The following is a 24,746-nucleotide window of genomic DNA, read 5'->3' as shown; positions in this document are numbered from 1 at the left end:
CACCCGACACCGAACACACCATTCCAGGAAACACACAACCACCCAGACACACCGCAAACAATCCCACCCCGCCCCCCACCCACCCACCACCAAATCCACACCAACAACCACACCACACGACCCCACGGATCCCGGTCCACCGCTCCGCGGCCGTACAGGACGTCACCGCCCGGCAAGAAGATCTCGCTTCCCTCCGTAAAACGCCGGGTGCTTGTTCTTTAAGGTCGATCAATCGGTCCAGAACGTTCCGCATGAACGTGCGTGGGCCGGTGGGAAACGAGTACTACCGGGAATGTGGTGGATCGGCCGGTCGGCCCGCTGCGGCGTCGGAGCAGCCTGCCATCCACTGCCGGGACGGTTCGCTTCCGCTTCGCGTGACGTACTCGCCGCACACGGTCGATGCGTCCTGGCCAGCTCTGTAGCCCTCCTCGTACTGCTGCTGGTACCTGCCTTCGCACCCGGACACGAGCAGCAACGGAACGGCCAGAAGGGCGATTATGCATCCCCTCACGTCCTTGGCGGGACCCTGCCGGCCGTATCGTGCGACCGCATCGGGCTCGTTCCTGGCGTGAAGAAACCGGAGGGCTCCGTCGTCCATGCGGCTCACTCTTCCAGAACACTCCGCCGCTCCGGGACAGATGTTGCCCGTGCGCTACCGGCCGGCCGTCATGGACCACTACGTCACTCTTGCCCGGGACGCGGACCCCGCCCACGTGCAGCAGCTCTCTGACGAGATCGCGAGCCGCAAGCGGACCTGACTCGAAACCAGCTGTGCGGGCGTGGCATCTGATCGGGGCGGCCCACTGTGTCGAGTCGGTCAGAGGTCGATGCGGATGTGGGTGACGTCGGTGAACTCGACGCCCAGGCCCGCTGCTCGGGTGTTGCCCGCGCGGAAGTACATTTCCGCGAGGGCCTCGGCCGCGATGGTGCGTAGTTGGTGTTCGTCGGCGCCGGCGTCGCGGGCGGTGAAGAGGCGTCCGGCCCAGTGGGGGGTGAGGGCCTGGGTGATGTCGCGGGTGCGGGCGTCGTCGGTGGTGCCGGGGGCCGCGGTGAAGCCGAAGCGGGCGCGGGTGGAGACGATGACGCCGTCGGTGGAGGTGGCCTTCTTCTTCGCGCGGGCCCGGACCTGGGGCTGCCAGCGCTTCTTGACCTCTTGTTCCATGCGGTCGCGCAGGTCGCGGCGGGGGCGTTTGAGCTTGCCCGCGACGTAGCGTTCGACGGTGCGCTGGGAGATGCCGAGGGCTTCGGCCGCGGCTCTGGTGCCCTTGAGTTGTTTGACCAGGTACTTCATCTGCGCCTGGGCGCTCTGGGGGATGCGGCGGGTGAACGCCGATTCGAGTGCCGCGTCCAGGCCGTCCCCGATCGAGTCCGTCATCGTCGGTTACTCCCCTTCGCCCGTGTCGGGGCCCGTTTTGATGAGGTTGGCGAGGTTGAAGACCGTGCCCGCCTCCTCGAACTGTTCCTCCGCCCACAGGACGGACCGTGTGCCCTGGTGTTTCACCATTCCCGGTGACACGCCGAGCCGGAAGCCTCCCGGCAGCGGTTTTCCCTCGGCGGTGTGCGGTAGGGCGTCCAGCGGGGACGGGCCCGCGGAGGGGTAGACGACGGCGTCGGTGCCGATCGCCACGGGGTAGACGCCGGCCAGGGCGGCGGTCTTCATCAGCTTGCGGTGGATGCCGATGCGCTGGTTGGCGAGGACGGCCGCCCGGATGTCGGGGCGCCAGGTCTCCCGGGCGAGCGCGGGCCAGGGTTCGTAGTACGGCACCTGGCCACGGTTGCGCTGGCGCAGTTTGCCGATGCCGCCTTTCGCCGTCGCCTTGACCGCGCCCGCCAGCAGGCCCAGGACCGTGTCGCCCTCCTTCGAGCGGGCCATCGCCGCCAGGAAGTCCTGGCCGGTGAGGTCGGTGGTGACGCCGAGGTCGGCCATCGTCGCCACGTACGCGTCGCGCAGCCGCTTGTACCAGCCGTCCAGGTAACGGCCGCTTCCGGTACGGACGTACGCCTCGGCGGGTGCGACGTCGAAGCCGAGCTCCACCGCGTAGGCGACGGTCGGGGTGGCGTACCAGGCCGGGCCGTCGGGGGGCTCGCCCGACGGGGTGAAGGGGGACGGGAGGCGGTCGGCGTCGACGCCGTGGCCGTCGATCCGTACGCGGGAGAGGTCGACGTGGCTCAGGTCGACCAGCCAGGAGCCCGGCAGGGACGGGTCGAACGCCGGGTTGTCCGTGAGGTGGGTCGGGCCGTTGAGGCCGAGTGTGAGGCCGTTCGCCGCCGCGGCGAAGGACATGTTCACGTCGACGGCGACCAGGAAGGGGTGCCCGCACTCCTCGTCGGTCAGCGGGCGGCACCAGTCGTAGGGCTCCTCCATGAGCATCTCCGCGGGGGTGCGCAGGTGGTGCCGGGCGAACCTGCCCTTCAGCAGGGGGTGTTCGTCCGGGACCTCGCACTCCACCACGTCGTACACGGCGGTCAGGGCGTCCGGGTTGAACGCGCGTTTCCACTCGCCGGTGGTCTCGTCCTTCTCCGCGCGGGTCGGTGGGCGCAGTGCCACCATCAGTTCGAGGCCGGTGACCGCTGTCGTGCCGCGTGGGGTCATCACCCGCTGGGCGTACGTGCCGAGGTAGCGGGCGAGGTCGGCCGGGTGCATCGTCGGCAGGACCGGGGAGTCCTTGCGGTCCCATTCGCGGACGTCCAGGGCGTTCCAGGCCGGGATGCAGACCTGGACGCACTGGCGTCGGGAGCCTTCCGCCGGGCGGTAGATCCGTGCCCAGGGGCCGAAGCCGCGCTGGGTCAACTGCCAGCCCGCATTGAGGAGTTGCTTGACGGTCTTGTGGCTGTCGGGGAGGCGGCCGGCTCGGCGTTCCTCCTCGGTCAGGGCGGTGGGCAGGCCGTAGCGTTCCAGGGCGGCCGGGGTGAGGACGAGGACCGGGTCGGCGTCGCGGCCGTGGCGGTGCAGGCGGGGCTGACCGAGGCGGGCGTCGGTGAGCGTCCACTCGACGAGTGCGGAGAGGGAGCGGGCGGGGACATCCAGGACTAGGCCGCCGACGCAGTACGCCGATGCCTGGCCGTCCTCGATGTCGACCACGGCCAGGGGTCCGTTCTCGAACCTCGGGTCGGTGGCGGGCTGGGCCGGTGTGGGCTTCTTCGCCGCTTTCTTCGTCGCCGGGCGCCGCGAAGCCGGTCTCGGGGTGGCCGCTGCCGGTCCGGGGGTGGTCGCCGTCGGGCGGGCGGGAGCCTCTGCCGGGCGGGCGGGGGTCTCCACGACGGTCGGCGCCGAGGCCGCCGGAGCAGGGGTGGCGGGCGGGGCAGCCACCCGCGCGGGTCGCGGAGTGATCTCTTCCACGGGTCGCGGGGTGGTCTCTCGCACGGCTTCAGGAGCAGGTGCGGGCGCGTCCTTCACCGGTGCCGGGGAGTCCCCCTTCGCCGATGCCGGAAAGCCGTCCCTCGCCGGTGCCGGGGAATCGGGGACCGCGGGGTACAGCTCCCCGAGCTGCTTCAGCAGCCGCGCGTACCCGTCCCGTTCCGGCGGCCGTGGTTCCGTCCTGCCGGACTCCCAGCCACTGACCGTCGCCCGGCGTACGTCGAGCGCCGCCGCCACCTCGTCCAGCGTCAGCCCGTGTGCCGTGCGCAACCGCTTGCGCTCCGGGGGTGGGGGCAGGGCGGAGCGGGACGCGACCAGCGCGTCGATCCGGCTGAACAGTCCGGACTCGGGCTCGGGCATGTGACACCTCCTGTGAGGCCACAATAGTGCGAAGCGCACGGATCGCGTACGTGACACGCACGAAAGGCGTACGCAACCCGTACGCGGGGATCTCGCAGGCCATGGCCTTGTCCGTCTCCCGACCCTCGAACTAGAGTCACTTACGCGCGTCAGTGATGCGTATCAGTCATCTGTTCCCGGTCTCGCCGCCACGGCTCGAAGGACGTATCCATGCCCACGATCGAACCATCCCGTCTGTCCCTGGAGCAGAAGGCCGCGCTCCTGGCGGGGCAGGATTTCTGGTCCACGCTGCCTGTGGAGGAGGCCGGTGTGCCGTCGGTCGTGATGACCGACGGGCCGCACGGGGTGCGGCGGCAGGTCGGGGCCTTCGATCATCTGGGGATCTACGAGAGTCTGCCGTCGACGTGCTTTCCGCCCGCTGTGGCGGTGGGGAGCAGTTGGGACGTGGAGGTGGCCGCCCGGGTGGGGGCGGCGGTGGGGCGGGAGGCGCGGGCGCTCGGGGTGCACGTGGTGCTGGGGCCGGGGGTGAACATCAAGCGGTCGCCGTTGTGCGGGCGGAACTTCGAGTACTACTCCGAGGATCCGGTGCTGTCGGGGCGGCTCGGGGCGGCACATGTGCGCGGTCAGCAGGGGGAGGGGGTGGGGGCGTCGGTGAAGCACTTCGCCGTGAACAACCAGGAGACCGACCGGATGCGGGTCAGTGCGGACGTCGACGAGCGGACGCTGCGGGAGATCTATCTGCCGGCGTTCGAGCAGGTGGTCCGGGAGGCGCGGCCCGCCACGGTGATGGCCGCCTACAACAAGGTCAACGGGGTGCACGCCGCGCAGAGCCGGTGGCTGCTCACCGAGGTGCTGCGGGAGGAGTGGGGGTTCGAGGGGGCGGTGGTGTCGGACTGGGGCGCGGTCCACGATCCGGTGGCGGCGCTGCGGGCCGGGCTGGATCTGGAGATGCCGGGGCCCTCCGCCGAGAGCGCGCGGCGGATCGTGGATGCCGTGCGTGCCGGTGAGCTGGACGAGGACGTGGTCGACAGCGCCGTACGGCGGGTGGTCGCTCTCGGGGGGCTCGTGGGTGAGGCGTCCGCCGGGTTCGATGTCGAGGGGCATCATCGGCTGGCCCGGGAACTGGCGGGTGAGTGTGCGGTGTTGCTGAAGAACGACGGTGGTGTTCTTCCGTTGGCCGCGGGGCAGCGGGTCGTGGTGGTCGGGGCGTTCGCGGAGGTGCCGCGTTATCAGGCGGGCGGGAGTTCGCATCTGCGGGCGACGCGGGTCGACTCCTGTCTCGACGTGCTGCGGGGGCGGGGCTGTTCGGTCGGGTTCGCGCCGGGGTTCGCGGTGGACGGCTCCGGGGACGGGCGGGCGTTGCGGGAGGAGGCGGTGGAGCTGGCGCGGGGAGCGGAGGTGGCGGTCGTGTTCGTGGGGCTGCCGGAGAGCGAGGAGTCCGAGGGGTTCGACCGCGAGAGCCTGGAACTGCCGTCCGTGCAGGTCGAGTTGGTGCGGGCGGTCTCGGCGGTGGCGGCCCGGACGGTGGTGGTGCTGTCGCACGGCGGGGTCGCGTCGCTGGAGGGCTGGCACGACGGGGTCGACGCGATCCTGGAGGGGTTCCTGCTCGGGCAGGGCGGTGGGGGCGCGATCGCCGATCTGCTGCTCGGGGACGTGAACCCGTCGGGGCGGCTCGCGGAGACGGTTCCGCTGCGGGTGGAGGACAACCCGAGCTTCGTCAACTTCCCCGGTGAGCAGGGGCATGTGCGCTACGGCGAGGGTGTCATGGTCGGGTACCGGTGGTATGGGACGACCGGGGCGCCGGTGCGGTATCCGTTCGGGCACGGGCTGTCGTACACGACGTTCGACGTGGGCGGGCTGTCCGTGGAGGTCACCGGCGACGACTCGGTCCGGGCCTCGGTCACGGTGACCAACACCGGGGAGCGGGCGGGGAAGTACGTCGTCCAGGTGTACGTCGCGACCGGGGCGGGGCCGGTGCGGCGGCCGGTGCGGGAGCTGCGTGACTTCGCCAAGGTGGGTCTCGGTGCCGGGGAGAGCCGTACGGTCGGGTTCGAGCTGGGGCGGCGGGCGTTCGCGTACTACGACGTGCCGGGCGGGGGGTGGGTCGTCGCGCCCGGTGAGTATGCCGTGCAGATCGGGGCGGACGCCGAGTGTGTGGTCGCCGAGGCCGCTGTGCGGCTCGTGGGGGATGTTGGTGGGCGGGAGCTGACGTTGGAGGACACGTTCGGGGAGTGGATCGCGCATCCCGTCGTGGGGTCCGTGTTGCTTGAGGAGCTGACCTCCGCGCTGCCCGCGGGACAGAGCGCACAGTTCGGGGAGCGGCCGGAGTTGTTGCAGGCGGTGCGGGACGTGCCGATGAAGCGGGTGGTGGGGCTGGTGGAGGGGCCGGTCCTTGAGGAGACGTTGGAGCGGCTCATGGGCCGTACGCGTCGTGCGGGGTGATGCGCGTCAGTGGGCGGGCGCCGTGGCCCGTATGATCAGGATGCCCGCCGTCATCCCCGGTGGGTGGCGCCACTGTCGCGCCGACGGCTCGGACGACGGATCAGAGGGTCATGACACGCCCCGCGAAACGGACCACCAGCGCCGATGTCGCTCTGGCGGCCGGTGTCTCGCGCACCACCGTCAGCTATGTGCTCAACAACCGGCCCGGGCAGACGATCCCGGAGGAGACCCGGCAGCGGGTGCTGGAGGCCGCCGAGCGGTTGCAGTACCGGCCGCACGCCTCCGCGCGGGCGCTGGCCGCCGGGCGCAGCGACATCGTGCTGCTGTCCATCCCGGATCTGCCGATCGGGCCGAGCATCAGCCGGTTCGTGGAGGAGCTCACGGCCGCGCTGGCGGATCACGGTCTGACGCTGGTCACGCATCTGATGGCGGCGCGGGGCCGGTCGCTGCCGGATGTGTGCGCGACCGTGGGGGCGTCGGCGGTGCTCGGTTTCGAGGGGTTCGACGAGGCCACCGTGCAGGCGTTGCACCGGCTCGGGGTGAGTGTCGTGCTGCCGCCTGCGGACGCGGCCCTGTCGGCGATGCCGCCGCTGGGGCGGATGCAGGCCGAGCATCTGATCGGGCGCGGTCATCGCCGGATCGGGTATCTGCTGCCCTCGCCCGCGCGGTTCGAGCGGATGGGCGAACAGCGGCTCCAGGGGGTCGTCCAGGCGTGTGCGGCGGCGGGTGTCGCGGAGCCGCTCGCGCTGGGCGCGGCCGATCTGGAGATCTCCGCGCTGGCCGCTGTCGTGCGGCGGTGGCAGGAGGCGGGGGTGAGCGGGGTGTGCGCGTTCAACGACGAGCATGCCGTGGCGCTGCTCGCGACGCTGCGGGAGATGGGGCTCTCGGTTCCTGAGGATCTCGCGGTCGTGGGGGCCGACGACATTCCCATGGCGCGTTTCGCCGCGCCGCCGCTGTCCACGGTGTACTTCGACCTCCAGGAGGCCGGCCGGCACCGCGCCGAGGCGGTGGTGGCGGGGCTGACCGGGCGGCGTGCGGCCCTGCCGGGGCCGGGGGCCGTGCTGCGGCTGGTCCAGCGGCTGTCCTCCTGACACCAGCACCGTTACCGGCTCGTTACCTTTCAGCGTCTTGCCCCTGACGGGCGAGTCGCGCTTATCTACTTACGCGCTTCACTGACGCGCATCACTAACGTTCAGTGACCCTTCCCCCAGTCTCTGAGAGGCACCCATGTCCTCCCGCCATGTCCTAGCCCTCGCCGCCCTGCTGTGGACCGTCGCGCTGAACCCCATCGCGGGGCTGCTCGCCGGAAGCTCCCAGGCCGAGGTCGCCGTCCACTTCCAGACCACGCAGATCGCCTGGTTCACCCTGGGCTCGGCGCTGCTCGGCACGTTCCTGACGCCGTTCGCGATGAAGGCCGCCGCGATGTACGGCAAGAAGCGCGTCATGGTCGCCGCGATCGGCGTCGGCCTGCTCGGCGACGTGATCACCGCCCTCGCCACCGACTACCCGACCCTGATCGCCGGCCGGGTCGTCGCCGGCGCCTACGGGGCCACGGTGTTCATCGCCTACGCCCTGGCCCGCGACATCTTCCCCGCCCGCCTGGTCGCCACGGCCAGCGGCGTCCTCGCCGCCAGTATCGGCCTGGTCGGCCTCGGCGGACCGTTCCTGTCGGCCTGGCTCATCGACCACCACGGCTTCCGGGGCGCCCTGTGGTTCATCGCCGTCTCCACCGGCGTGTGTCTGCTGCTCCAGCTCCTGTTCGTACCGGAGAGCCCGGTGCGGGAGACGGCACGCCGGATGGACTGGGTCGGCGGACTGCTGCTCGGCGGCGGGCTCAGCGCGGTCGTGTACGGCATCGGCGAAGGCTCCCACTGGGGCTGGACCAGCGGCAGAACGCTCGCCTGGATCGGTCTCGGCCTCCTCGCGGCGCTGCTGTTCCTGCCGTACGAGTCCCGTGCCGCCGACCCCCTGCTGCCGCCGGCACTGATCCGGCGGCGCCGGGTGTGGACGGTGTTCCTGGCGACCTCGGTCGGCGCGGGGGCGACGTTCGCGGTGGGGACGGTGACCATGCTGCTCACCCTGATGCCGGCCATCCCCTCGGTGTCCGACGGGCTCGGCTGGTCCGTCACCCGGAGTGCGGCGGTGCAGTCGCCGATCAGTGTCCTGGTGATCGTGACGGCGGTCCTGACCGGGCGGCTCGCCCGGCGCGTCGACACGCGGATCCTGCTCGCCGCCGGCGGAGCGCTGACCACCGCCGGGTACGTGGTCGCCTCCCAACTCCACACAGAGATCTGGCACTTCGCCCTGCTGGGCCTGATCTCCGGGCCCGGGATGGGGCTGGTCGTCTCGGTGCTGCCGATCATGGTCATCGAGTCGGTGGCGCCCGAGGAGCAGGCGCTCGCCAACGGTTCACAGTGGCTGGTCCAGAGCGTGCTGCAAGTCGTCGTCAGCCAGCTGGTGTTCACCGTGATGGCCCAGGACGGCATCGTCATGAAGGGCACGCAGTTCTATCTGGACGGCGGTTTCGCGAACGGGTTCCTGCTGGTGGCCGGGGCGTGTGCGCTCGGCACGCTGCTGGTGGCGCTGATTCCCAGGGCGCGGCCCGTCGAAGCCGCCTGACTTCCCCCTCTCTTCTCGCAGACAAGCTCTTCCCACAGACAAGGCACCTCATGATCCGCACCTCCTTCAACGACGGCTGGCAGACCCGGCGGAAGGTGAACCCCTTCGCCGAACTCTCCGGCCCCGTCGCCCCGTTCACCCCGGTGACGCTCCCCCACGACGCGATGATCGGCCAGGACCGCGTCGCGCCGGACGACCCGGAGGGCGGTGCGGGCGCCTACTTCACCGGCGGGGTCTTCGAGTACCGCAAGACGTTCGCCGTGCCGGAGGAACTGCGCGGCCGGCGCGTGCAGTTGGTGTTCGAGGGCGTCCACCGGGACGCCACCGTCCACATCAACGGCGCCTACGCCGGTCAACGGCCGTACGGGTACTCGCAGTTCATCGTCGACGCCGATCCCTTCCTGCGGTACGGCGAGGACAACGAGATCCGGGTGGAGGCCCGCGCCCACCAGGACGCCCGCTGGTACACGGGGGCCGGGATCTACCGGGACACCTGGATGCTCACCGGGGACGTCGTCCGCGTCGTGCCGGACGGGATCCGGGTCACCGCGCTGGAGGTCGAGGACGACCTCGCCGTCGTCGAGGTCGCGACCCTGCTGCGCAACGACTCGATCGCGCCCCGCACCCTCGATCTGGCGGTGACCGTCCGGGACGCGGACGGCGGTGCGGTGACCGGGGACGCGGTGAAGGTGACCGTGCCGCCCGGTGAGGACGTCACCGTCCGCTCGCGGCTGTATCTGCGCGAGCCGCGCCGGTGGGACGTGGACGACCCGTATCTGTACGACTGCCGGGTCGTGCTCGGGGAGGGGGACACCGTCGTCGACCAGGACGGCACGCGGTTCGGGGTCCGTGCGCTCCAGCTCGACCCCGTACGCGGGCTGCGGGTCAACGGGCGGACGGTGAAGCTGCGCGGGGCCTGCGTCCATCACGACAACGGGCCCTTGGGGGCGGCGACTTACTCGTACGCCGAGGAGCGGCGGGTGCGGCTGCTGAAGGAGGCCGGGTTCAACGCGATCCGGATGGCGCACCATCCGATGAGCCGGGCCATGCTCGACGCCTGCGACCGGCTGGGGATGTTCGTGGTGGACGAGACCTTCGACGTGTGGACGTCCGCGAAGACCGGGTTCGACTACAGCCTGCACTTCCCCGAGTGGTGGGAGCGGGACGTCGAGGCGATGGTCGCGAAGGACTACAACCGGCCCAGCGTCATCATGTACTCGATCGGCAACGAGATTCCCGAGGCCGGGTCTCCGTCGGGGGCCGTGTGGGGGCGCAGGATCGCCGAGAAGGTGCGGGCGCTGGACGGTACGCGGTACGTCACCAACGCCGTGAACGGGTTCCTGGCCGTGATGTCCGACCTCGCGGCGCTGCGGCAGGGCGGCGAGGGCGCGGGCGTCAACAGTCAGATGGCCGACGCCGCCGACATGATCAACCACGTCAGCGCCTCCGGCCTGGTCACCGCGCGGACGGCCGAGTCGTTCTCCGTGCTGGACGTGGCGGGGATGAACTACGCGGACAGCCGCTACGCCCTCGACCGGGACCTCTTCCCGAACCGGATCATCCTCGGCACCGAGACCTTCCCGACCCGCATCGACCGCACCTGGCAGCTCGTGCGGGAGCACGGCCATGTGATCGGCGACTTCACCTGGACCGGCTGGGACTACCTCGGCGAAGTCGGCATCGGGCGGCCCCAGTTCGCGACGCCGGACAACCCGCGTCCGGTGCACACCGCGCCCTTCCCGCACCTGCTCGCGGGCTGCGGCGACCTGGACATCACCGGGCACCGGCGGCCGGTGTCGTACTACCGGGAGATCGTGTTCGGGCTGCGCGCCGAGCCCTACATCGCCGTCCGGCGTCCCGAGCACCACGGTCTCACGCCGGTCGGCGGGCCCTGGGCGTGGAGCGACGCCATCGCCAGCTGGACCTGGCCGGGCTGGGAGGGGAAGCCGATCACCGTGGAGGTGTATGCGGATGCCGACGACGTCGAACTCATCGGCAACGGCAACTCGTTCGGGCGGCGGCCCGTCGGGGCCGGGCACCGGTTCCGGACCGAGTTCGACCTCGTGTACGTGCCCGGTGAGCTGGTCGCCGTCGCCTACCGGGACGGGGTCGAGATCGGGCGGGACACCCTGCGGTGGGCCAACGGTCCGCTGCGGCTCGCCGTCGAGGCCGAGCGGCCGGTGGTGCGGGCGGACGGGGGTGATCTGGCGTACGTGGCGCTGGAGTTGACCGACGAGGCCGGGACCGTGCACACCGCCGCCGACCGGGTCGTCCGGGTCGAGGTGTCCGGTGCCGGGGAGCTGATCGGGTTCGGGAGCGCCGTCCCGGCGGGCGAGGAGCGGTTCGACGCGAGTGAGCGGCGGACCTACGAGGGGCGCGCGCTGGCCGTCGTACGGCCCACCGGGACGGGGAAGATCCGGGTGCTGGCGAGCGCGCCCGGGTGTGAACCCGTCGAGATCGTCGTCACCGTCGAAGCCACTCGGTAAGGAACTCCGTTGATCGACAGGAAAACGCTGGTCAGCCGGCACACCGTACGGCTCACCGAGCCGGATCCCGCGCAGGTGCTGACCGTGGGGAACGGTGACTTCGCCTACTCGTGCGACATCACCGGGATGCAGTCGTTCCCGGCGTACCACGACCAGGCCGCAGCCCTGGCGGAGCGGCGGCTCGCCGTGCACACCGGGACGCTGAGCACGTGGGGGTGGCATGCCATGCCCAACCCGGAGGGGTACGTGCTCGGGGACGCCATGTCCGAGTTCGACACGGCCCGGGGCACGGTGAGTTACCCGGACCGGTTCGGGATCGCCGCCATGATGGGCGGGGACATGCCCGAGGAGATGCGACCCGGGGCCTGGCTCAGCGCCAATCCGCAGCGGCTCGACCTGGGCCGGGTCGGACTGCTGCTGCGCCCCTCCCCCGGCGCCGCGCCCGAGACGGGTCCGTCGGCGCTGCGCGAGACCCGGCAGAGCCTGGATCTGTGGACCGGCACGGTCGACAGCCGGTTCCTGTACGAGGGTCAGGAGGTGCGGGTCGTCACGGTCGCCGATCCGGGGTGCGCGCGGGTGGCGTTCCGGATCGAGTCGCCGCTGCTCGCCGACGGGCGGGCCGGGGTCGTGCTGCGCTTCCCGTACGCGAGCGACGGTTTCTTCCAGACCGTCGACTGGGGGTCGTCTGACAGGCACTCGTCCGCGCTGGAGGTCCGGGGCGAGCGAACGGCGTTGATCCGGCGGGTGCTTGACGACATGTCATATTCTGTGCGGCTCGACTGGACCGACGGTGAACTCACCCCGTCGGACACCCCGCACGAGTTCGTGCTCACCGCCTCGTCGGGCGCGCTCGATCTCGCCGTGGGGTTCGACGTGGACGAGGAGGGTGACTTCGACTCCGTGCGGACGGCATCGGCCGACCGGTGGCGGGAGTTCTGGTCCTCCGGTGCCGCCCTCGACCTCTCCGGCAGCGCCGATCCGAGGGCCGCCGAGCTGGAGCGGCGTGTCGTGCTCTCGCAGTACCTCACCGCCGTGAACTGCTCCGGCGCTCTTCCGCCGCAGGAGACGGGTCTGATCACCAACTCCTGGCACGGCAAGCACCACTTGGAGATGCACTGGTGGCACGCGGCGCACTTCGCGGCCTGGGGCCGGCCGGAGCTCCTGGAGCCCAGTCTCGACTGGTACCTGTCGGTCCTTCCCGAGGCTCGGGAGACCGCGCGCCGGCAGCGTTACCAGGGCGCCCGCTGGCCCAAGCAGACCGGTCCCGACGGGCGGGAGAGCCCTTCGGACATCGGGGTGTTCCTGATCTGGCAGCAGCCGCACCCGCTCTATCTGCTGGAACTGCTGTACCGGGCCCGCCCCGACGCCGGATTGGTGGCGCGGTTCGCCGAACTCGTCGAGGACACCGCCGTGTTCATGGCCGACTTCGTCGAGGAGCGGGACGGCGTCTACCACTTGCCCGCTCCCCTGGTGCCGGCGCAGGAGTTCTACGACGCGCGCACCACCGAGGACCCGACCTTCGAACTCGCCTACTGGCACTGGGGCTTGGAGATCGCCCAGCGTTGGCGTGAACGCCTCGGCCTCGAACGGCACAAGCGGTGGCAGCACATCCAGGACCACCTCGCCGCACCCCACCGCGACGGCGACCGCTACACCGCCGTCGCCACGGAGCCGTACCTCCGCCGCGACGACCACCCCTCCCTGCTGTGCGCCCTCGGCGTCGTACCCCCAACTCCCCTGATCGACCCGACAGTCATGACCGCGACCCTCGAAGACGTCCTCGGCGACTGGGACTGGAACAGCGCCTGGGGCTGGGACTTCCCAGTACTGGCGATGGCCGCCACCCGCCTCGGGCGGCCCGAACTCGCGGTGGACGCACTGCTGATGGACACACCGAAGAACACGTACACGGCAGTCGGCCACACCCCCCAGATCGGCAGCCTCCTGCCGGTCTACCTCCCCTCCAACGGGGCCCTGCTCGCGGCCGTTTCGCTCATGGCCGGCGGGGAGTGTCCCGGCTTTCCGGTGGAGGGCTGGTCCGTGCGGCACGAGGGGTTCACGCCATGGCCGTAGAGCGCGCGTTGACCGGGAGCAGCACGCTGGGTGACTGGCTGGGGGATCCGGTCGGAGGGCCGTTGGTGCGGGGGCTTCTCGCCGGGTTGGGGCAGGACGGTGAACGGCTCGGTCCGGCGCGGGTGTTCACGCTGGACCGGCTCGTCGAACTGAGTGGGGGCAAGGTCTCGCGGGCCGCCGTGGAGGGGCTCGTGCGGGCGGCGAACGGGGGACGGTTCATCGTCGGGGAGGCCGCTGAGGCTGTCGTAGCGCGGGCTGTCGAGCGGGAGGTGACGTTGGATCGGATCCAGATCCGGGATCCGTTCGTCCTGTGGGATCCGGACAAGGGCGTGTACCACCTGTACGGCAGTACCGATCCGAACATCTGGGACGGGCCCGGCATCGGGTTCGACACCTATCGCAGCGTCGATCTCCTGCGCTGGGAGGGGCCGTTCGCCGCGTTCCGGCCGCCGGCGGGGTTCTGGAGCGAGGGGATGTTCTGGGCGCCCGAGGTGCACGCGTTCCGGGGCCGCTGGTACATGTTCGCGACGTTCACCGGCCGTGACGGGCATAGGGGTACCCAGATCCTCGTCGGGGACACTGCGCGCGGGCCGTTCGTGCCGTGGAGCGAGGGGGCGGTGACGCCGCGTGCGTGGCAGTGTCTCGACGGGACGCTGTACGTGGACGGGGCGGGTGGGCCGTGGATCGTGTACTGCCATGAGTGGACGCAGATCCGGGACGGGGCGGTCGTCGCGCAGCGTCTCACGGAGGATCTGCGGCGGGCCGTCGGGGAGCCGGTCGTCCTGTTCCACGCGTCCGAGGCGCCGTGGGCGAGGCCGTTGTCCGGGGTGTCGGAGGAGGGTCCGGTCTTCGTCACCGACGGGCCGTTCCTGTTCCGGACGCGCAGCGGTCGTCTGCTCATGCTGTGGTCCAGCCATGGCGAGCAGGGGTACGCGATGGGGGTCGCGCACTCCGTCTCCGGGGAGGTCACGGGGCCGTGGACGCAGGAGGAGTCTGCGCTGTGGCCGTCGGACGGGGGGCACGGCATGGTGTTCCGGCTCCGGGACGGGGGGCTGGCGCTGACGCTGCATCAGCCCAACAGCACGCCGGACGAGCGGGCTGTGGTGCGGCGGCTGGTGGAGGACGGGGGAACGGTCACGGTGGTGGTTGGGTGAAGGGGCACCATACGCCCGGCCCGATGCGGCTCAGGTCGTGCCGGGCCGGGCGCGGCGAGCCGGATTCACGTAGCGCCGGGCGCGGACGCCAGCCGGCTGGGCCCGATCGGCTCAGGCCGGGTCGCGGGCGGCGGCCCTGCGCGCGAGCCGTCCGGCCCTCGTTCAGTTCGTGTCCGGGCGGGTGCGCCGCGCGTACGCCCGGGCCGCTCGGGCTCGGTCGCCGCAGCGGGTGGAGCACCAGTGGCGGCGGCCGTGGCGCAGGAGGTAGCGGTTGCAGGGGGTGGAGGCGCAGGCGGTGAGGCGGTCGGCGTCGGGGGAGGTGAGGAGGTCGGCGGCGTCGGCGGCGAGGGCCGCGAGGGCGTGGTCGACGAGGGCGGTGGTGGGGTGAGGGGTGGTGCGGTAGGGGCCCGTCCGGTCGTCCCACTGGAGGAGGGGGGCCGTGGGGACGCGGGTCATCGCGTCGTTGATCGCGGCGACGGCGGCGGGGAGCGCGGGCAGGGCGGCGACGCGGGAGGCGAGCAGGGCCCTGATCTGTTCGCGCAGGGAGCGGAGTTGGGCCGTGCACATCTCGCCGAGGTCGATGTCGTCGGGGGCGAGGGCGCGCTGGACGAGCCAGCGGTTCGCGGCCTGCGGGGTGCCGAGCAGGTCGATGAAGTGTCCGCCGGGCAGGGCGAGGGCGCTGTTGGCGAGGGCGAGGGCGGGGTGGCGCTCCTCCCCCGGCGCGGGCGGCGTCACGGGATCTTCCACGGCGTTCATGCTACGTCCCGGAATTCTCACGGAACAGATTGTCTCCATCCGTGAGACCTGTCTACGATCCTCTCACGGTTCAACTCGGAACATCCGTGAGGAGATTCGTCGTGTCCTTCCCCGTCCGCGTCCTCGGTGGCCCCACCGCGCTCTTCGAGTACGGCGGCCTGCGCTTCCTGACCGACCCGACCTTCGACGCGCCCGGCGACTACCCCGTCCCGGGCGGCAAGCTCAGCAAGACGGCCCCGGCCGCCGCCGCCCCGGGCGACCTCGGGCCCATCGACGTCGTCCTGCTCTCGCACGACGAGCACGCCGACAACCTCGACGTTTCCGGCCGCGCCCTCCTCGCGGACGTGCCGCTGACCCTGACCACCCCCGGCGGCGGGCAGCGGCTCGGCGGGAACGCGCGGGGGCTCGCCGACTGGGAGTCCGTGGAACTGGTGCGTCCCGGCGGCGGCACGCTCACCGTGACCGGGGTCCCCGCGATCCACGGCCCCGGCGAGCGGGCGGACGTCGAGCCGTTCACCGGGCAGGTCGTCGGGTTCGTGCTGACCGGCGAGGGGCTGCCGACGGTGTACGTCAGCGGCGACAACGCGTCCCTGGACGCCGTGCGGGAGATCGCCGGGCGGTTCGGCCCCGTGGACACGGCCGTCCTGTTCGCCGGCGCTCCGCGTATCCCCCGGCTGTTCGACGGCGCGCTGCTCGTCCTCGACAGCGCGGGGGCCGTGGAGGCGACGCGGCTGTTGCGGGCGCGGCGGGTCGTGCCCGTCCACTGCGACAGCTGGACTCATTTCACCGAGGGGCGTGGGGAGTTGACCGCCGCGTTCGCCGCCGCCGGGCTGTCCGAGCGCCTCGACCTCGGCTGACGCCGCGCACGCCACCAGGTCCCGGCGAGCACCACGGCCGTCGCCGTGCCGTACGTCCACGCCTGGAGCGGGAACCCGGGCAGGAGACGGCCGGCGAGGTAGAGGGTGGTGCCGGCCAGGGTGACGGGGAGCCATTCCCAGCGGTCGGACAGGGTGGCGAGGGCGATGAGGAGGAGGGAGTACCAGGGGTAGTTGGGTGAGAGGAGGAGCAGGGTGGTGCCGGTCATGAGGAGGGCGCCGGTCCAGGGGCGGTCGGGGTCGCCGCGCCGCCACACGTACAGGGCGGTCAGGGCGAGCAGGACGACCGCGACCGGGCCCGCCGCGACGGGCGGCAGCAGGAGGCGCAGGAGCGCGAAGCGGCGTACGTCGTCCTGGTCGTAGCCCTCCTCGTGGAGGTAGCCCGGGAGGTAGCCGAGGACGCCGGGGCCGGAGGTGATCGCGTACGGGAGGTAGGCGAGCGCCACCGTCAGGGTCGCCGCGGCGGCTACGCGCAGGGGGCGGCGGCCGGTGAGGGCTGCGGGGAGGGCCAGGACGGGGAGGATCTTCACGGCGATCGCGGCGCCGAGCAGGGCGCCGCGCCGGGTGCCGGTGGTGGTGAGGGCGAGGACGGTGAGGAGGACGCCGAGGGTGTCGATGTGGGCGTTGTTCACCGCCTCGAAGGCGACCGCCGGGCACCAGGCCCACAGGGCGGCCGTCGCGGGGGTGCGGCGCAGGAGTCTCAGCAGGGCCAGGGTCGTGGCGAACGCGAGGGCGGCGCCGCCGAGTTGGAGGGGCTTGTGGCGGCTGCCGGGCGGGGAGACGGCGTGGACGGCCAGGTACCAGCCCTCCGCCACCGGCGGGTAGATGGTGGGGACGGTCGGGCGGTTGATGCGGACGCACAGGTCGCCCGGGGCGCGGGTGAGGCCCCAGCCCTCGCAGGACGTCTTCGTCGGGAAGAGCCATTCGTCGCGCAGGCGCGCGAGTTCGGGGGCGGCGGGCGGGTGGGCGTAGGGGGAGATGCCGGCGGCCTGGACGCGGCCGTCCCAGGCGTAGCGGAACATGTCGTCGCTGGTGCGGGGCGGGGCGGTCAGGCCGGCGAGCAGGACGGCGGCGCCGCCGAGCAGGACGAGGAGTGTCGCCCGGCGGTGGGGGACCTTGCGGACGGCCCACGCGGCGGCGGCGAAGAGGGTCCAGGCGACGGCGTTCCCGGCGAGCAGGGCGCCGGGGGCGTGGACGTTGTCGCCCGCGTGGAGGGTGAGGGTGACGGTCGCGGTGAGCGCGGCGAGCAGGACGGCGACGACGGCGGTCATGACGTGGCGGCCCGCAGTTCGGCGAAGCGCCGCTCCCCCGCCGTCCACCGGTCGGTCCCCGTCCAGCCCGTGGCCTCGGCCGCGCGCCGCAGCGCGGTGGGGCCGACGCGGGCCCAGGGGAAGGCGGGGCCGTGCCCGCCGTCGGCGTTCTCGACGCGGACCGTGAGGCGGTCGTCGACATCCTCGTACGCCGTCTCCACGAGCAACCGGCCGCCGGGGCGCAGGAGTTCACGCAGGCGGGTGAGGAGCGCGGCCGGGTCGCCGCCGATGCCCACGTTGCCGTCGAGCAGCAGGGCGGTGTCCCAGCGGCCCTCGCTGGGCAGCCGGTCGAAGACGGAGCGGCGCAGGGCGGTCCCGCCGAGGCGCCGCGTGCGGGCTACGGCGGCGGGGCTGACGTCGACGCCGAGCGCGGGTACGCCGGTCCCGGCCAGCGCGGCGACCAGGCGGCCGGGGCCGCAGCCGACGTCCAGGACACGGCCGGTGCAGCGGCGCAGGACGCGGGTGTCGGCGGCGTCGGGGGCGGCGCACCAGCGTTCCACGTCCAGCGGGATGAGGCGGGCCGTGGCGAGGCAGCGCAGGTACAGGGGCCCCGCGCCCGCGTGCAGGGCGTGGGCGTACGGGTCGTCGGCCCAGGGCGTGGCCGCGGGACGCGGGCGGGTCGCGAGCCCCTCCCCGGCGCTCACCGCAGGGCCCCGGTGTGCGCGGTGACGGCGGCGGCGAAGCGGGAGCCGGGCGGGCACAGGGCGGCGACCTCGGTGGCGTCGGCGGCGGTGTCGACGTCGCGCAGGACCGGCAGGTCGCGGACGGTCAGGCCGGCGTCGGTGAGGCGGCGGCGCTGGATCGCGCCCGTGCGGTCGGTGGACATCGGGACGCCGCGTACGAGGTGTCCGGTGCGGGCGGGGTCGGCGAGGCCGAGCGCCCAGAAGCCGCCGTCGGCCGCGGGGCCGAACCAGGCGTCGTGGCCGTCCTCGCCGACGCCGGTCAGGTGGCCGGGGGTGAGGTGGGGGGTGTCCATGCCGACGAGGAGGGCGGGGCCGTCGGCGTGGTGGGCGAAGGCCGCGGCGATGCGTTCGTCGAGGCCGCCGGGGGTCTGGGGGACGACCTCGTAGCCGGGTGGGAGCCAGGGGCCGGGGGTTCCTTGCAGGACGAGGACGCGGCGGTGGGCGGGGACGCGCAGGAGGGTGTTGAGGGTGTCGGTGAGGGAGGCTTCGGCGAGGGCGGCGGCTTCCTCGGGGGTGTAGGGCGGGGTGAGGCGGGTTTTGACGCGGCCGGGGAGGGGTTGTTTGGCGATCACGAGGAGGGTGAGGAGGGTCATCGGGTGGCCTTCTGGGCGGGGCTGTTCTGCGGGGAGGGCGTCTGCACGGGGGTGTACTGCGGGGTCGGTTCCTGCGCCGAGGTGGCCTGCGCGGGGGTGTTCCGGAGGGTCGGTTTCCGCGCGGGGGCGGTCTGCGGGGCCGGTGCCTCCGCGGCGGCTTCCTGCCGCGCCGGTTCCGCCAGGACGGCGCGCATGTCCCGTACGGCCCGCCAGGCCCCCCGCCAGGTTCCGGTGACCTTGGAGCGGCCGGAGCGTGGCAGGTAGGGCACGTCGTCCTCGTGGACGCGCCAGCCCGCGTCGGCCGCGCGGACGACCATCTGGAGGGGGTAGCCGGAGCGACGGTCGGTGAGGGCGAGGGCGAGGAGGGCCTCGCGGCGGGCGGCGCGCATCGGGCCGAGGTCGCGCAGGGGCAGTCCGGTGCGGCGGCGGACCAGGCGGGCGAGTTCGAGGTTGGCGAGGCGGGCGTGCGCGGGCCAGGCGCCGAGGGTGGTGGGGCGGCGGCGGCCGAGGGCGAGGTCGGCGGTGCCGTCGAGGACGGGGGCGGCGATCCGGGGCAGGTGGCCGGGGTCGAGGGAGGCGTCGCAGTCGCAGAAGCAGACGACGTCGGCGGTGGCGGCGGTCAGGCCCGCGTGGCAGGCGGCGCCGAAGCCCTTGCGGGGTTCGTGGACGACGTGGGCGCCGAGGGCGCGGGCGAGGTCGGGTGAGCCGTCGGTGGAGCCGTTGTCGACGACGATCGCGCGCCAGCCGGGCGGGATGCGCTCCAGGACCCAGGGCAGGGCCTCGGCCTCGTCGAGGCAGGGCAGGACGACGTCCACGGAGACGGAGGGCGAAGCCGGCTCGGCGGACGCGGTCGTCTCCGGGGAAACGGTCGTCTCTGCGGAGACACGGGGAGGGGTGGTCTCGATCACGCCACTCACCCTACGAACGCGAAACGGACATAAGGGACTTGGTCTCCTTACGAACCGCTGACGTCCGCACTCCTTACGGTTCGCTGACATCTCCCCGGCGACCAGGGCGGGAGCCCTCGGGCGGATGCCAGACTCATGGCGTGAAACGTGTACTCGTCGTGGACGACGACCCCACCGTCTCCGAGGTCGTCGCCGGGTATCTGGACCGGGCCGGCTTCGCCGTCGAGGTGGCCGCCGACGGGCCCGCCGCCGTGGCCCGCGCCGCCGCGCACCCGCCCGACCTGGTGGTCCTGGACCTGATGCTGCCCGGTATGGACGGCCTGGAGGTGTGCCGCCGGGTCCGTGCGGACGGCCCGCTGCCCGTGATCATGCTGACCGCGCGGGGCGACGAGGAGGACCGCATCCTCGGTCTGGAGGTCGGGGCGGACGACTACGTCACCAAGCCGTTCAGCCCGCGTGAACTGGTCCTGCGCGTCGAGTCGGTGCTGCGCCGGGCGACCGGCGCTCCCCCGGCCGCCCGCAGCGGGCCCTGGCTGCGCAGCGGCCCCCTCGCCGTCGACCCCGTCGCCCGGCGGGCCGTCCGGCACGGTGTCGAACTCGCCCTGACGATCCGGGAGTTCGACCTGCTGACGTTCTTCCTGCGCCACCCGGGGCGGGCGACGAGCCGCGAGGATCTGATGCGGGAGGTGTGGGGGTGGGAGTTCGGTGACCTGTCGACGGTGACCGTCCATGTGCGGCGGCTGCGGGAGAAGGTCGAGGACGATCCGGCCGAGCCCCGCCTGATCAGCACGGTGTGGGGCGTCGGCTACCGCTTCGACCCGCCCGCCGAGGGGGCCGACGATGCTCGGTGACACCCTCCTCATCGCCCTGTACGCGGGGATCGGCGCCGCCCTGTGCGGGCTCGCCGGGGCGGCGGCGCTCCGGCTGCTGCGGGACCGGTCCGTGGGACTGTCCCTCGGTGTGGTGTCCGCCGTGACGGTCGCGGCGATGCTCGCCGGGACGATGCTCGTGTCGCGGGCGATGTTCCTGTCGGAGCACGACCTGTGGGTCGTCACGATGGTGTGCGCGATGGCCTCGGTCGCCGCGCTCGCCGTCTCGCTGCTCCTCGGCCGCAGTGTCGTGCACGGCAGCCGGGCCCTCACCGAGGCGACCCGGGCGCTCGGCGACGACGGCAGCTTCACCCCGCCCGCCGCCGCGCCGACGGCCGAACTCGCCGAGCTGAGCCGCCAGTTGGCCGCGACCAGCGCGAAGCTCGCCGCCTCCCGGGAGCGCGAGCAGGCCCTCGACGCCTCCCGCCGCGAGCTGGTCGCCTGGATCTCGCACGACCTGCGCACCCCGCTGGCCGGTCTCCAGGCGATGGCCGAGGCCCTGGAGGACGGCGTCGTCGGCGATCCGCGCGTCTACCACGCCCGGATCCGGGCCGAGGTGGGGCGCATGGGCGACATGGTCGGGGACCTCTTCGAGCTGTCCCGCATACAGGCCGGTGTCCTCGCCCTGTCCCCGACCCGGCTGTCGGTGTACGACCTCGTCGGCGACGCCATCGCGGGCGTCGACGCGCTCGCCCGGGAGCACGGGGTGCGGCTGGTGGGCGCCGGGGTGGAGCAGGTGCCGGTGGAGGTCGACGGGCGGGAGATGTCCCGGGTCCTCGCGAACCTCCTCGTCAACGCGATCCGCCGCACGCCCGCCGACGGTACGGTCGCGGTCTCCGCGCGCCGGGAGGCCGACCGGGTCGTCCTCGCGGTGACGGACGGCTGCGGGGGTATCCCGCCCGAGGATCTGCCCCGGGTCTTCGACACCGGGTGGCGGGGCACGGACGCCCGTACGCCGCCCGCCGGGGCGGGGCTGGGGCTCGCGATCGTACGGGGGATCGTGGAGGCGCACCGGGGGCGGGCGGCCGTGTCGAACGTGCCCGGGGGGTGCCGGTTCGAGGTGCATCTGCCGGCGACGGTGTAAGGGGCGCGTCCCGCGTGCGGGGCGGTCACCGGCGGGGCTTCGGGGCGGGGGCGTGAGGTGTGCGCCGTCGGCGCGGCGGAGCACCGCCGAGGACCCGCCGTCCTCATCCCGCGCCCGGCGGCATGACCGAGCGGTGCCGAGGAGCAGAGCGGCGGAGCCTGGCCGAGAAGCCGCCAACCTCGTCCCTCGGGGCGCAACGGCCGAGCCTGGTCGGGAGTCGCCGTTCTCACACCGCCCGCAGTGCCGCCCCCGCGAACTCCCGCATCCCCTCCGCGAATCCGACCTCAGGCTTCCACCCCAGCTCCTCCCGCAGCCGCTGCGAGGACGCGGTGATGTGGCGGACGTCCCCGAGCCGGTACTCGCCGGTGACGACGGGCGCCGGGCCGCCGTACGACGCGGCGAGGGCCTCGGCCATCTCCCCCACCGTGTGGGGCTCGCCGCTGCCGACGTTGTACGCGCGCAGGCCGGGCCCGGCAGGGCCCTCCAGGGCGGCGAGGTTGGCGGCGGCGACGTCCCGGACGTGGACGAAGTCGCGCCGCTGGCCGCCGTCCTCGTACACACGGGGTGCCTCGCCCCGGGCGAGCGCGGAGCGGAAGAGGGAGGCGACGCCCGCGTACGGGGTGTCGCGGGGCATACCGGGGCCGTACACGTTGTGGTAGCGCAGCGCCGTGGCCCGGCCGTCGGTGGCGCGGGCCCAGGCGGCGGCCAGGTGTTCCTGGGTGAGTTTGGTGGCGGCGTACACGTTGCGCGGGTCGGTGGGGGCGTCCTCGGTGACCAGGCCGGGGGCGAGAGGGGCGCCGCAGTGGGGGCAGGGGGGTTCGAAGGCGCCCGCGTCGAGGGTGGCGGGGTCGCGGGGGCCGGGGCGTACGGCGCCGTGGCGGGGGCACTCGTAGCGGCCCTCGCCGTAGACGACCATCGAGCCGGCCAGCAGCAGGCGCCGTACGCCCGTCTCGGCCATGCCCGCGAGGAGGACCGCCGTGCCGAGGTCGTTGCAGCTGACGTAGTCGGGGGCGTCGGCGAAGTCCTTGCCGAGGCCGACCATGGCGGCCTGGTGGCAGACGGCGTCCACGCCGCGCAGGGCCTCGGCGACGGCGGTGGGGTCGCGGACGTCCGCGCGGTGGAAGTCGGCGCCTTCGGGGACCGGCGGGGGTGTGCGGTGGGCGGCGGGGAGCAGGGCGTCGAGGACGCGGACGTCGTGTCCGGCGGTGGTGAGGGCGGTGGCGATGTGCGAGCCGATGAAGCCCGCGCCGCCGGTGACCAGGATCAGCATGCCGTCGACCGTAGGCCGTCGGGGGTGGTCCTGGGCGGTTCGGCGCGGGGACGTCAGGGGTTCGTAAGGCTTGCCCCGCGCCTCTTCGCGCGCCACCTCCCGACCCGGTGGGCGACGGCCGCCGTGAGGGCGATCACGGCCAGGGCGGTCAGCCAGTTGCGCGGGTAGTCCAGGGGCAGCACCGAGGAGTTGGGGCGGGGGCCCGGGCGCAGCAGGACCGGGAGGGCTACGGCGGTCAGCGCGCCGGACACGATCAGTGCCGTGCGGACGGCCGGGGCGCGGGCCACGCCGGTGCGGCCGACGAGGAGGACGAGCGGGGCGATGAGTCCGTCGTGCAGGACGACGGCCGCCGCGAGCCAGAGCAGGACGTCGGTGGCGTGCGGGAGGCCGAGGAGGAGGGACGCGCCGAAACCCATGACGGCCAGGCCCGCCGCGCCCACGAGGATCCTCATGACAGGACCTCCAGGCGGGTGACCCACTTGGTCTGGAGGACGCCGGGGCGGTTGGGGGCGATGAGGCGGGCCGGGTAGCCGTGGTCGGGGTGGAGTTCATCGCCGTTGAGGCGCAGGGCGAGGAGGGTGAGGGGGTCGCGGGCGTGGGTGCGGTCCAGCTCCGACACCCGGTATCCGCCGCGGAGCTGGAGGGAGACGACGCGTACGCGGGCGTGCGGTGGTGCTCCGGCGCGGTCCAGGAGGTCGGCGGTGCGCACGCCGCTCCAGTGGGCGGACCGGCTCCAGCCTTCGACGCAGGCGATCGGGAGGTCGGCCTCGTGCTGGGGCAGGGCGCGCAGTTCGGCGAGGGTGAGGGTGTAGGGGCGGGGGCCGGTGACGACGAGGCGGTACTCGTCGTCGTGGACGCGGCCCACGCCGGCCTGGGCGGCGGTGCGGTTGACGGGGAGGGACTGGGGGCCGTGGTCGGGTTGCCGGGGTGCGAACAGGACGAGGTTCTTCAGCGGGGTGAGGCTCTGGCCGACGGTGGTGAGGGTGACGGCGCCGACGGCGGCGGTGAGCGCGCGCAGCAGGGAGCGGCGCTCGGTGGCGAGGGCGTCGGAGGCGTGGCGCTTCCAGTGGGCGCGGATCTCGGGGGCCTTGACGGCGAGGTGCAGGAGGAGGGCGCCGGTGACGAGCCAGGCGACGGCGTAGTGGGCGGGGACGAAGGAGAAGGTCCACGGGTACCACTGGGCCGTGTTGAGGAGGCCGGTCGCGAGTTCGAACAGGGCTCCGGCGACGAGGAGGGCGACGGAGAGGCGTTCCAGGGCGTGGCGGAGGGAGGTGACGGGGGGCCAGGTGAACAGGCGGGGGTAGACGGTCCAGAGTTTGGCGAGCAGCAGGGGGATCGCGGCGATGCCGGAGGCGATGTGCAGGCCCTGGGTGAGGCGGTAGCCCCAGACCGGCCGGCTGGGGAGGATCAGCCGGCCGGGCGGGTGCTGCATGAAGTGGCTGATCAGGCCGGTGACGAAGCAGACCAGGAAGGCGGCGCCGAGCCAGCGGCCGATGGCGGTCGCGGTGCGGGGGTCGTGCAGTCTGCCGGTGAACACCGGTGGGGAGACGTGCGGTTTCATGCCGTCCATCCCATCGGGCGGGGGCCGGGCAGGGAATGGATCGACTCCTTACGGAGCGAGGACGTCTGCGCTGGCGCCCGGAGCCGGAACGTCTGTGGCGCCCCGGACACGGTGGTCCGGGGCGCCCGGCCGCGGCGGCCGCTTCACTGGCACCGCGGTGACGTCGTCCATCCTGGGTGCGGGCCGGCTGTGGGTCGAGGGGTTCGTGGGGATGTCAGGCAGTCGTAAGAACCGGGGCCGCCCCACGGCGGTCGTGGGGCGGGGTCCGTCGGACATCTCGCGCTGTCACCGGCCGCCTGGGGATCCCCTACCTCACTCCCGCCTCTGGACTCCCCCGCGCGACGC

General features: G+C 73.1%; 18 protein-coding genes and 1 pseudogene. 9 read left to right on the top strand and 10 right to left on the bottom strand.

What is annotated here, in order from left to right; all coding sequences use genetic code 11:
- Positions 1–817: 817 nt before the first annotated feature.
- Both tpg and tap read right to left on the bottom strand, forming a co-directional pair.
- Positions 818–1,375, bottom strand: a complete 558-nt coding sequence (tpg, locus tag ACLZOT_RS27420) for a telomere-protecting terminal protein Tpg (RefSeq protein ID WP_416971749.1) — start codon at positions 1,373–1,375, stop codon at positions 818–820.
- A 6-nt stretch (positions 1,376–1,381) separates the two neighbouring features.
- Positions 1,382–3,718, bottom strand: a complete 2,337-nt coding sequence (gene tap, locus ACLZOT_RS27415) for a telomere-associated protein Tap (protein WP_416971748.1) — start codon at positions 3,716–3,718, stop codon at positions 1,382–1,384.
- Between the two features lie 210 nt (positions 3,719–3,928).
- Here tap and ACLZOT_RS27410 point away from each other — a divergent pair, with 210 nt between their 5' ends.
- The 6 genes from ACLZOT_RS27410 to ACLZOT_RS27385 all read left to right on the top strand — a co-directional run bounded on the left by ACLZOT_RS27410 (position 3,929) and on the right by ACLZOT_RS27385 (position 14,492).
- On the top strand, positions 3,929–6,160 hold the full coding sequence (locus ACLZOT_RS27410; RefSeq protein WP_416971747.1) for a glycoside hydrolase family 3 C-terminal domain-containing protein: 2,232 nt from the start codon (positions 3,929–3,931) through the stop codon (positions 6,158–6,160).
- Positions 6,161–6,270: 110 nt separating this feature from the next.
- Positions 6,271–7,251: a LacI family DNA-binding transcriptional regulator gene (locus tag ACLZOT_RS27405; RefSeq protein ID WP_416971746.1), complete on the top strand. Its 981-nt coding sequence runs from the start codon at positions 6,271–6,273 to the stop codon at positions 7,249–7,251.
- Between the two features lie 136 nt (positions 7,252–7,387).
- On the top strand, positions 7,388–8,779 hold the full coding sequence (locus tag ACLZOT_RS27400) for an MFS transporter (protein WP_416971745.1): 1,392 nt from the start codon (positions 7,388–7,390) through the stop codon (positions 8,777–8,779).
- Between the two features lie 50 nt (positions 8,780–8,829).
- Positions 8,830–11,265 carry a glycoside hydrolase family 2 TIM barrel-domain containing protein gene (locus ACLZOT_RS27395; protein WP_416971744.1) on the top strand — a complete coding sequence of 812 codons (2,436 nt, stop codon included), beginning with the start codon at positions 8,830–8,832 and terminating at the stop codon, positions 11,263–11,265.
- Positions 11,266–11,274: 9 nt separating this feature from the next.
- Entirely contained in the window at positions 11,275–13,338 is a 2,064-nt protein-coding gene (locus ACLZOT_RS27390; RefSeq protein WP_416971743.1) for a hypothetical protein, read from the top strand.
- Positions 13,329–14,492 (top strand): glycoside hydrolase family 43 protein, encoded by a 1,164-nt coding sequence (locus tag ACLZOT_RS27385; protein WP_416971742.1) that lies wholly within the window; start codon positions 13,329–13,331, stop codon positions 14,490–14,492. The genes ACLZOT_RS27390 and ACLZOT_RS27385 overlap by 10 nt, the downstream gene beginning before the upstream one ends.
- A gap of 162 nt (positions 14,493–14,654) precedes the next feature.
- On the opposite strand, the gene ACLZOT_RS27380 is transcribed toward ACLZOT_RS27385, so the two are convergent.
- The gene (locus tag ACLZOT_RS27380) at positions 14,655–15,239 is read right to left on the bottom strand and encodes an ABATE domain-containing protein (protein WP_416971741.1); all 585 of its coding nucleotides are present in this window, start codon (positions 15,237–15,239) and stop codon (positions 14,655–14,657) included.
- A 110-nt stretch (positions 15,240–15,349) separates the two neighbouring features.
- Between ACLZOT_RS27380 and ACLZOT_RS27375 the strand changes: the two genes are divergently transcribed.
- Positions 15,350–16,105 (top strand): MBL fold metallo-hydrolase, encoded by a 756-nt coding sequence (locus tag ACLZOT_RS27375; protein ID WP_416971740.1) that lies wholly within the window; start codon positions 15,350–15,352, stop codon positions 16,103–16,105.
- Here ACLZOT_RS27375 and ACLZOT_RS27370 read toward each other — a convergent pair.
- The 4 genes and pseudogenes from ACLZOT_RS27370 to ACLZOT_RS27355 form a co-directional block, all read right to left on the bottom strand.
- Positions 16,027–17,394 carry a glycosyltransferase 87 family protein gene (locus ACLZOT_RS27370; RefSeq protein WP_416971739.1) on the bottom strand — a complete coding sequence of 456 codons (1,368 nt, stop codon included), beginning with the start codon at positions 17,392–17,394 and terminating at the stop codon, positions 16,027–16,029. The two genes, ACLZOT_RS27375 and ACLZOT_RS27370, sit on opposite strands and share 79 nt — an antisense overlap.
- On the bottom strand, positions 17,391–18,077 hold the full coding sequence (locus ACLZOT_RS27365) for a class I SAM-dependent methyltransferase (RefSeq protein WP_416971738.1): 687 nt from the start codon (positions 18,075–18,077) through the stop codon (positions 17,391–17,393). Before ACLZOT_RS27365 ends, ACLZOT_RS27370 begins: the two co-directional genes overlap by 4 nt.
- Complete coding sequence (locus ACLZOT_RS27360) at positions 18,074–18,709, bottom strand: TIGR04282 family arsenosugar biosynthesis glycosyltransferase (RefSeq protein ID WP_416971737.1); 636 nt, start codon at positions 18,707–18,709, stop codon at positions 18,074–18,076. The genes ACLZOT_RS27365 and ACLZOT_RS27360 overlap by 4 nt, the downstream gene beginning before the upstream one ends.
- Before the next feature lie 152 nt (positions 18,710–18,861).
- Positions 18,862–19,524 (bottom strand): annotated as a pseudogene (locus ACLZOT_RS27355) (glycosyltransferase family 2 protein); the annotation flags it as partial.
- Positions 19,525–19,757: 233 nt separating this feature from the next.
- Between ACLZOT_RS27355 and ACLZOT_RS27350 the strand changes: the two are divergent.
- Positions 19,758–20,468: a response regulator transcription factor gene (locus tag ACLZOT_RS27350; RefSeq protein WP_416971736.1), complete on the top strand. Its 711-nt coding sequence runs from the start codon at positions 19,758–19,760 to the stop codon at positions 20,466–20,468.
- The gene (locus ACLZOT_RS27345; protein ID WP_416971735.1) at positions 20,458–21,570 is read left to right on the top strand and encodes a sensor histidine kinase; all 1,113 of its coding nucleotides are present in this window, start codon (positions 20,458–20,460) and stop codon (positions 21,568–21,570) included. The genes ACLZOT_RS27350 and ACLZOT_RS27345 overlap by 11 nt, the downstream gene beginning before the upstream one ends.
- A gap of 226 nt (positions 21,571–21,796) precedes the next feature.
- On the opposite strand, the gene ACLZOT_RS27340 is transcribed toward ACLZOT_RS27345, so the two are convergent.
- From ACLZOT_RS27340 to ACLZOT_RS27330, 3 genes are read right to left on the bottom strand one after another with little or no spacing between them, the layout of a single operon-like run.
- Positions 21,797–22,840 (bottom strand): NAD-dependent epimerase/dehydratase family protein, encoded by a 1,044-nt coding sequence (locus ACLZOT_RS27340; RefSeq protein WP_416971734.1) that lies wholly within the window; start codon positions 22,838–22,840, stop codon positions 21,797–21,799.
- 53 nt (positions 22,841–22,893) lie between these two features.
- Positions 22,894–23,292 (bottom strand): hypothetical protein, encoded by a 399-nt coding sequence (locus tag ACLZOT_RS27335; RefSeq protein ID WP_416971733.1) that lies wholly within the window; start codon positions 23,290–23,292, stop codon positions 22,894–22,896.
- Positions 23,289–24,401 (bottom strand): molybdopterin-dependent oxidoreductase, encoded by a 1,113-nt coding sequence (locus ACLZOT_RS27330; protein WP_416971732.1) that lies wholly within the window; start codon positions 24,399–24,401, stop codon positions 23,289–23,291. Before ACLZOT_RS27330 ends, ACLZOT_RS27335 begins: the two co-directional genes overlap by 4 nt.
- Between the last annotated feature and the right edge of the window lie 345 nt (positions 24,402–24,746).

The sequence above is a fragment of the Streptomyces sp. 4F14 genome (assembly GCF_048159485.1).
Lineage (GTDB): Bacteria > Actinomycetota > Actinomycetes > Streptomycetales > Streptomycetaceae > Streptomyces.
The sequence above is the reverse complement of the archived record's forward strand: the minus strand, read 5'-3'. Positions and strand labels throughout refer to the sequence as shown.

Coding starts and splice junctions, on each gene's coding strand:
- tpg (WP_416971749.1), bottom strand. CDS start 1,375: ATGACGGACTCGATCGGGGACGGCCTGGACGCGGCACTCGAATCGGCG.
- tap (WP_416971748.1), bottom strand. CDS start 3,718: ATGCCCGAGCCCGAGTCCGGACTGTTCAGCCGGATCGACGCGCTGGTC.
- ACLZOT_RS27410 (WP_416971747.1), top strand. CDS start 3,929: ATGCCCACGATCGAACCATCCCGTCTGTCCCTGGAGCAGAAGGCCGCG.
- ACLZOT_RS27405 (WP_416971746.1), top strand. CDS start 6,271: ATGACACGCCCCGCGAAACGGACCACCAGCGCCGATGTCGCTCTGGCG.
- ACLZOT_RS27400 (WP_416971745.1), top strand. CDS start 7,388: ATGTCCTCCCGCCATGTCCTAGCCCTCGCCGCCCTGCTGTGGACCGTC.
- ACLZOT_RS27395 (WP_416971744.1), top strand. CDS start 8,830: ATGATCCGCACCTCCTTCAACGACGGCTGGCAGACCCGGCGGAAGGTG.
- ACLZOT_RS27385 (WP_416971742.1), top strand. CDS start 13,329: ATGGCCGTAGAGCGCGCGTTGACCGGGAGCAGCACGCTGGGTGACTGG.
- ACLZOT_RS27370 (WP_416971739.1), bottom strand. CDS start 17,394: ATGACCGCCGTCGTCGCCGTCCTGCTCGCCGCGCTCACCGCGACCGTC.
- ACLZOT_RS27360 (WP_416971737.1), bottom strand. CDS start 18,709: ATGACCCTCCTCACCCTCCTCGTGATCGCCAAACAACCCCTCCCCGGC.
- ACLZOT_RS27345 (WP_416971735.1), top strand. CDS start 20,458: ATGCTCGGTGACACCCTCCTCATCGCCCTGTACGCGGGGATCGGCGCC.
- ACLZOT_RS27340 (WP_416971734.1), bottom strand. CDS start 22,840: ATGCTGATCCTGGTCACCGGCGGCGCGGGCTTCATCGGCTCGCACATC.
- ACLZOT_RS27335 (WP_416971733.1), bottom strand. CDS start 23,292: ATGAGGATCCTCGTGGGCGCGGCGGGCCTGGCCGTCATGGGTTTCGGC.
- ACLZOT_RS27330 (WP_416971732.1), bottom strand. CDS start 24,401: ATGAAACCGCACGTCTCCCCACCGGTGTTCACCGGCAGACTGCACGAC.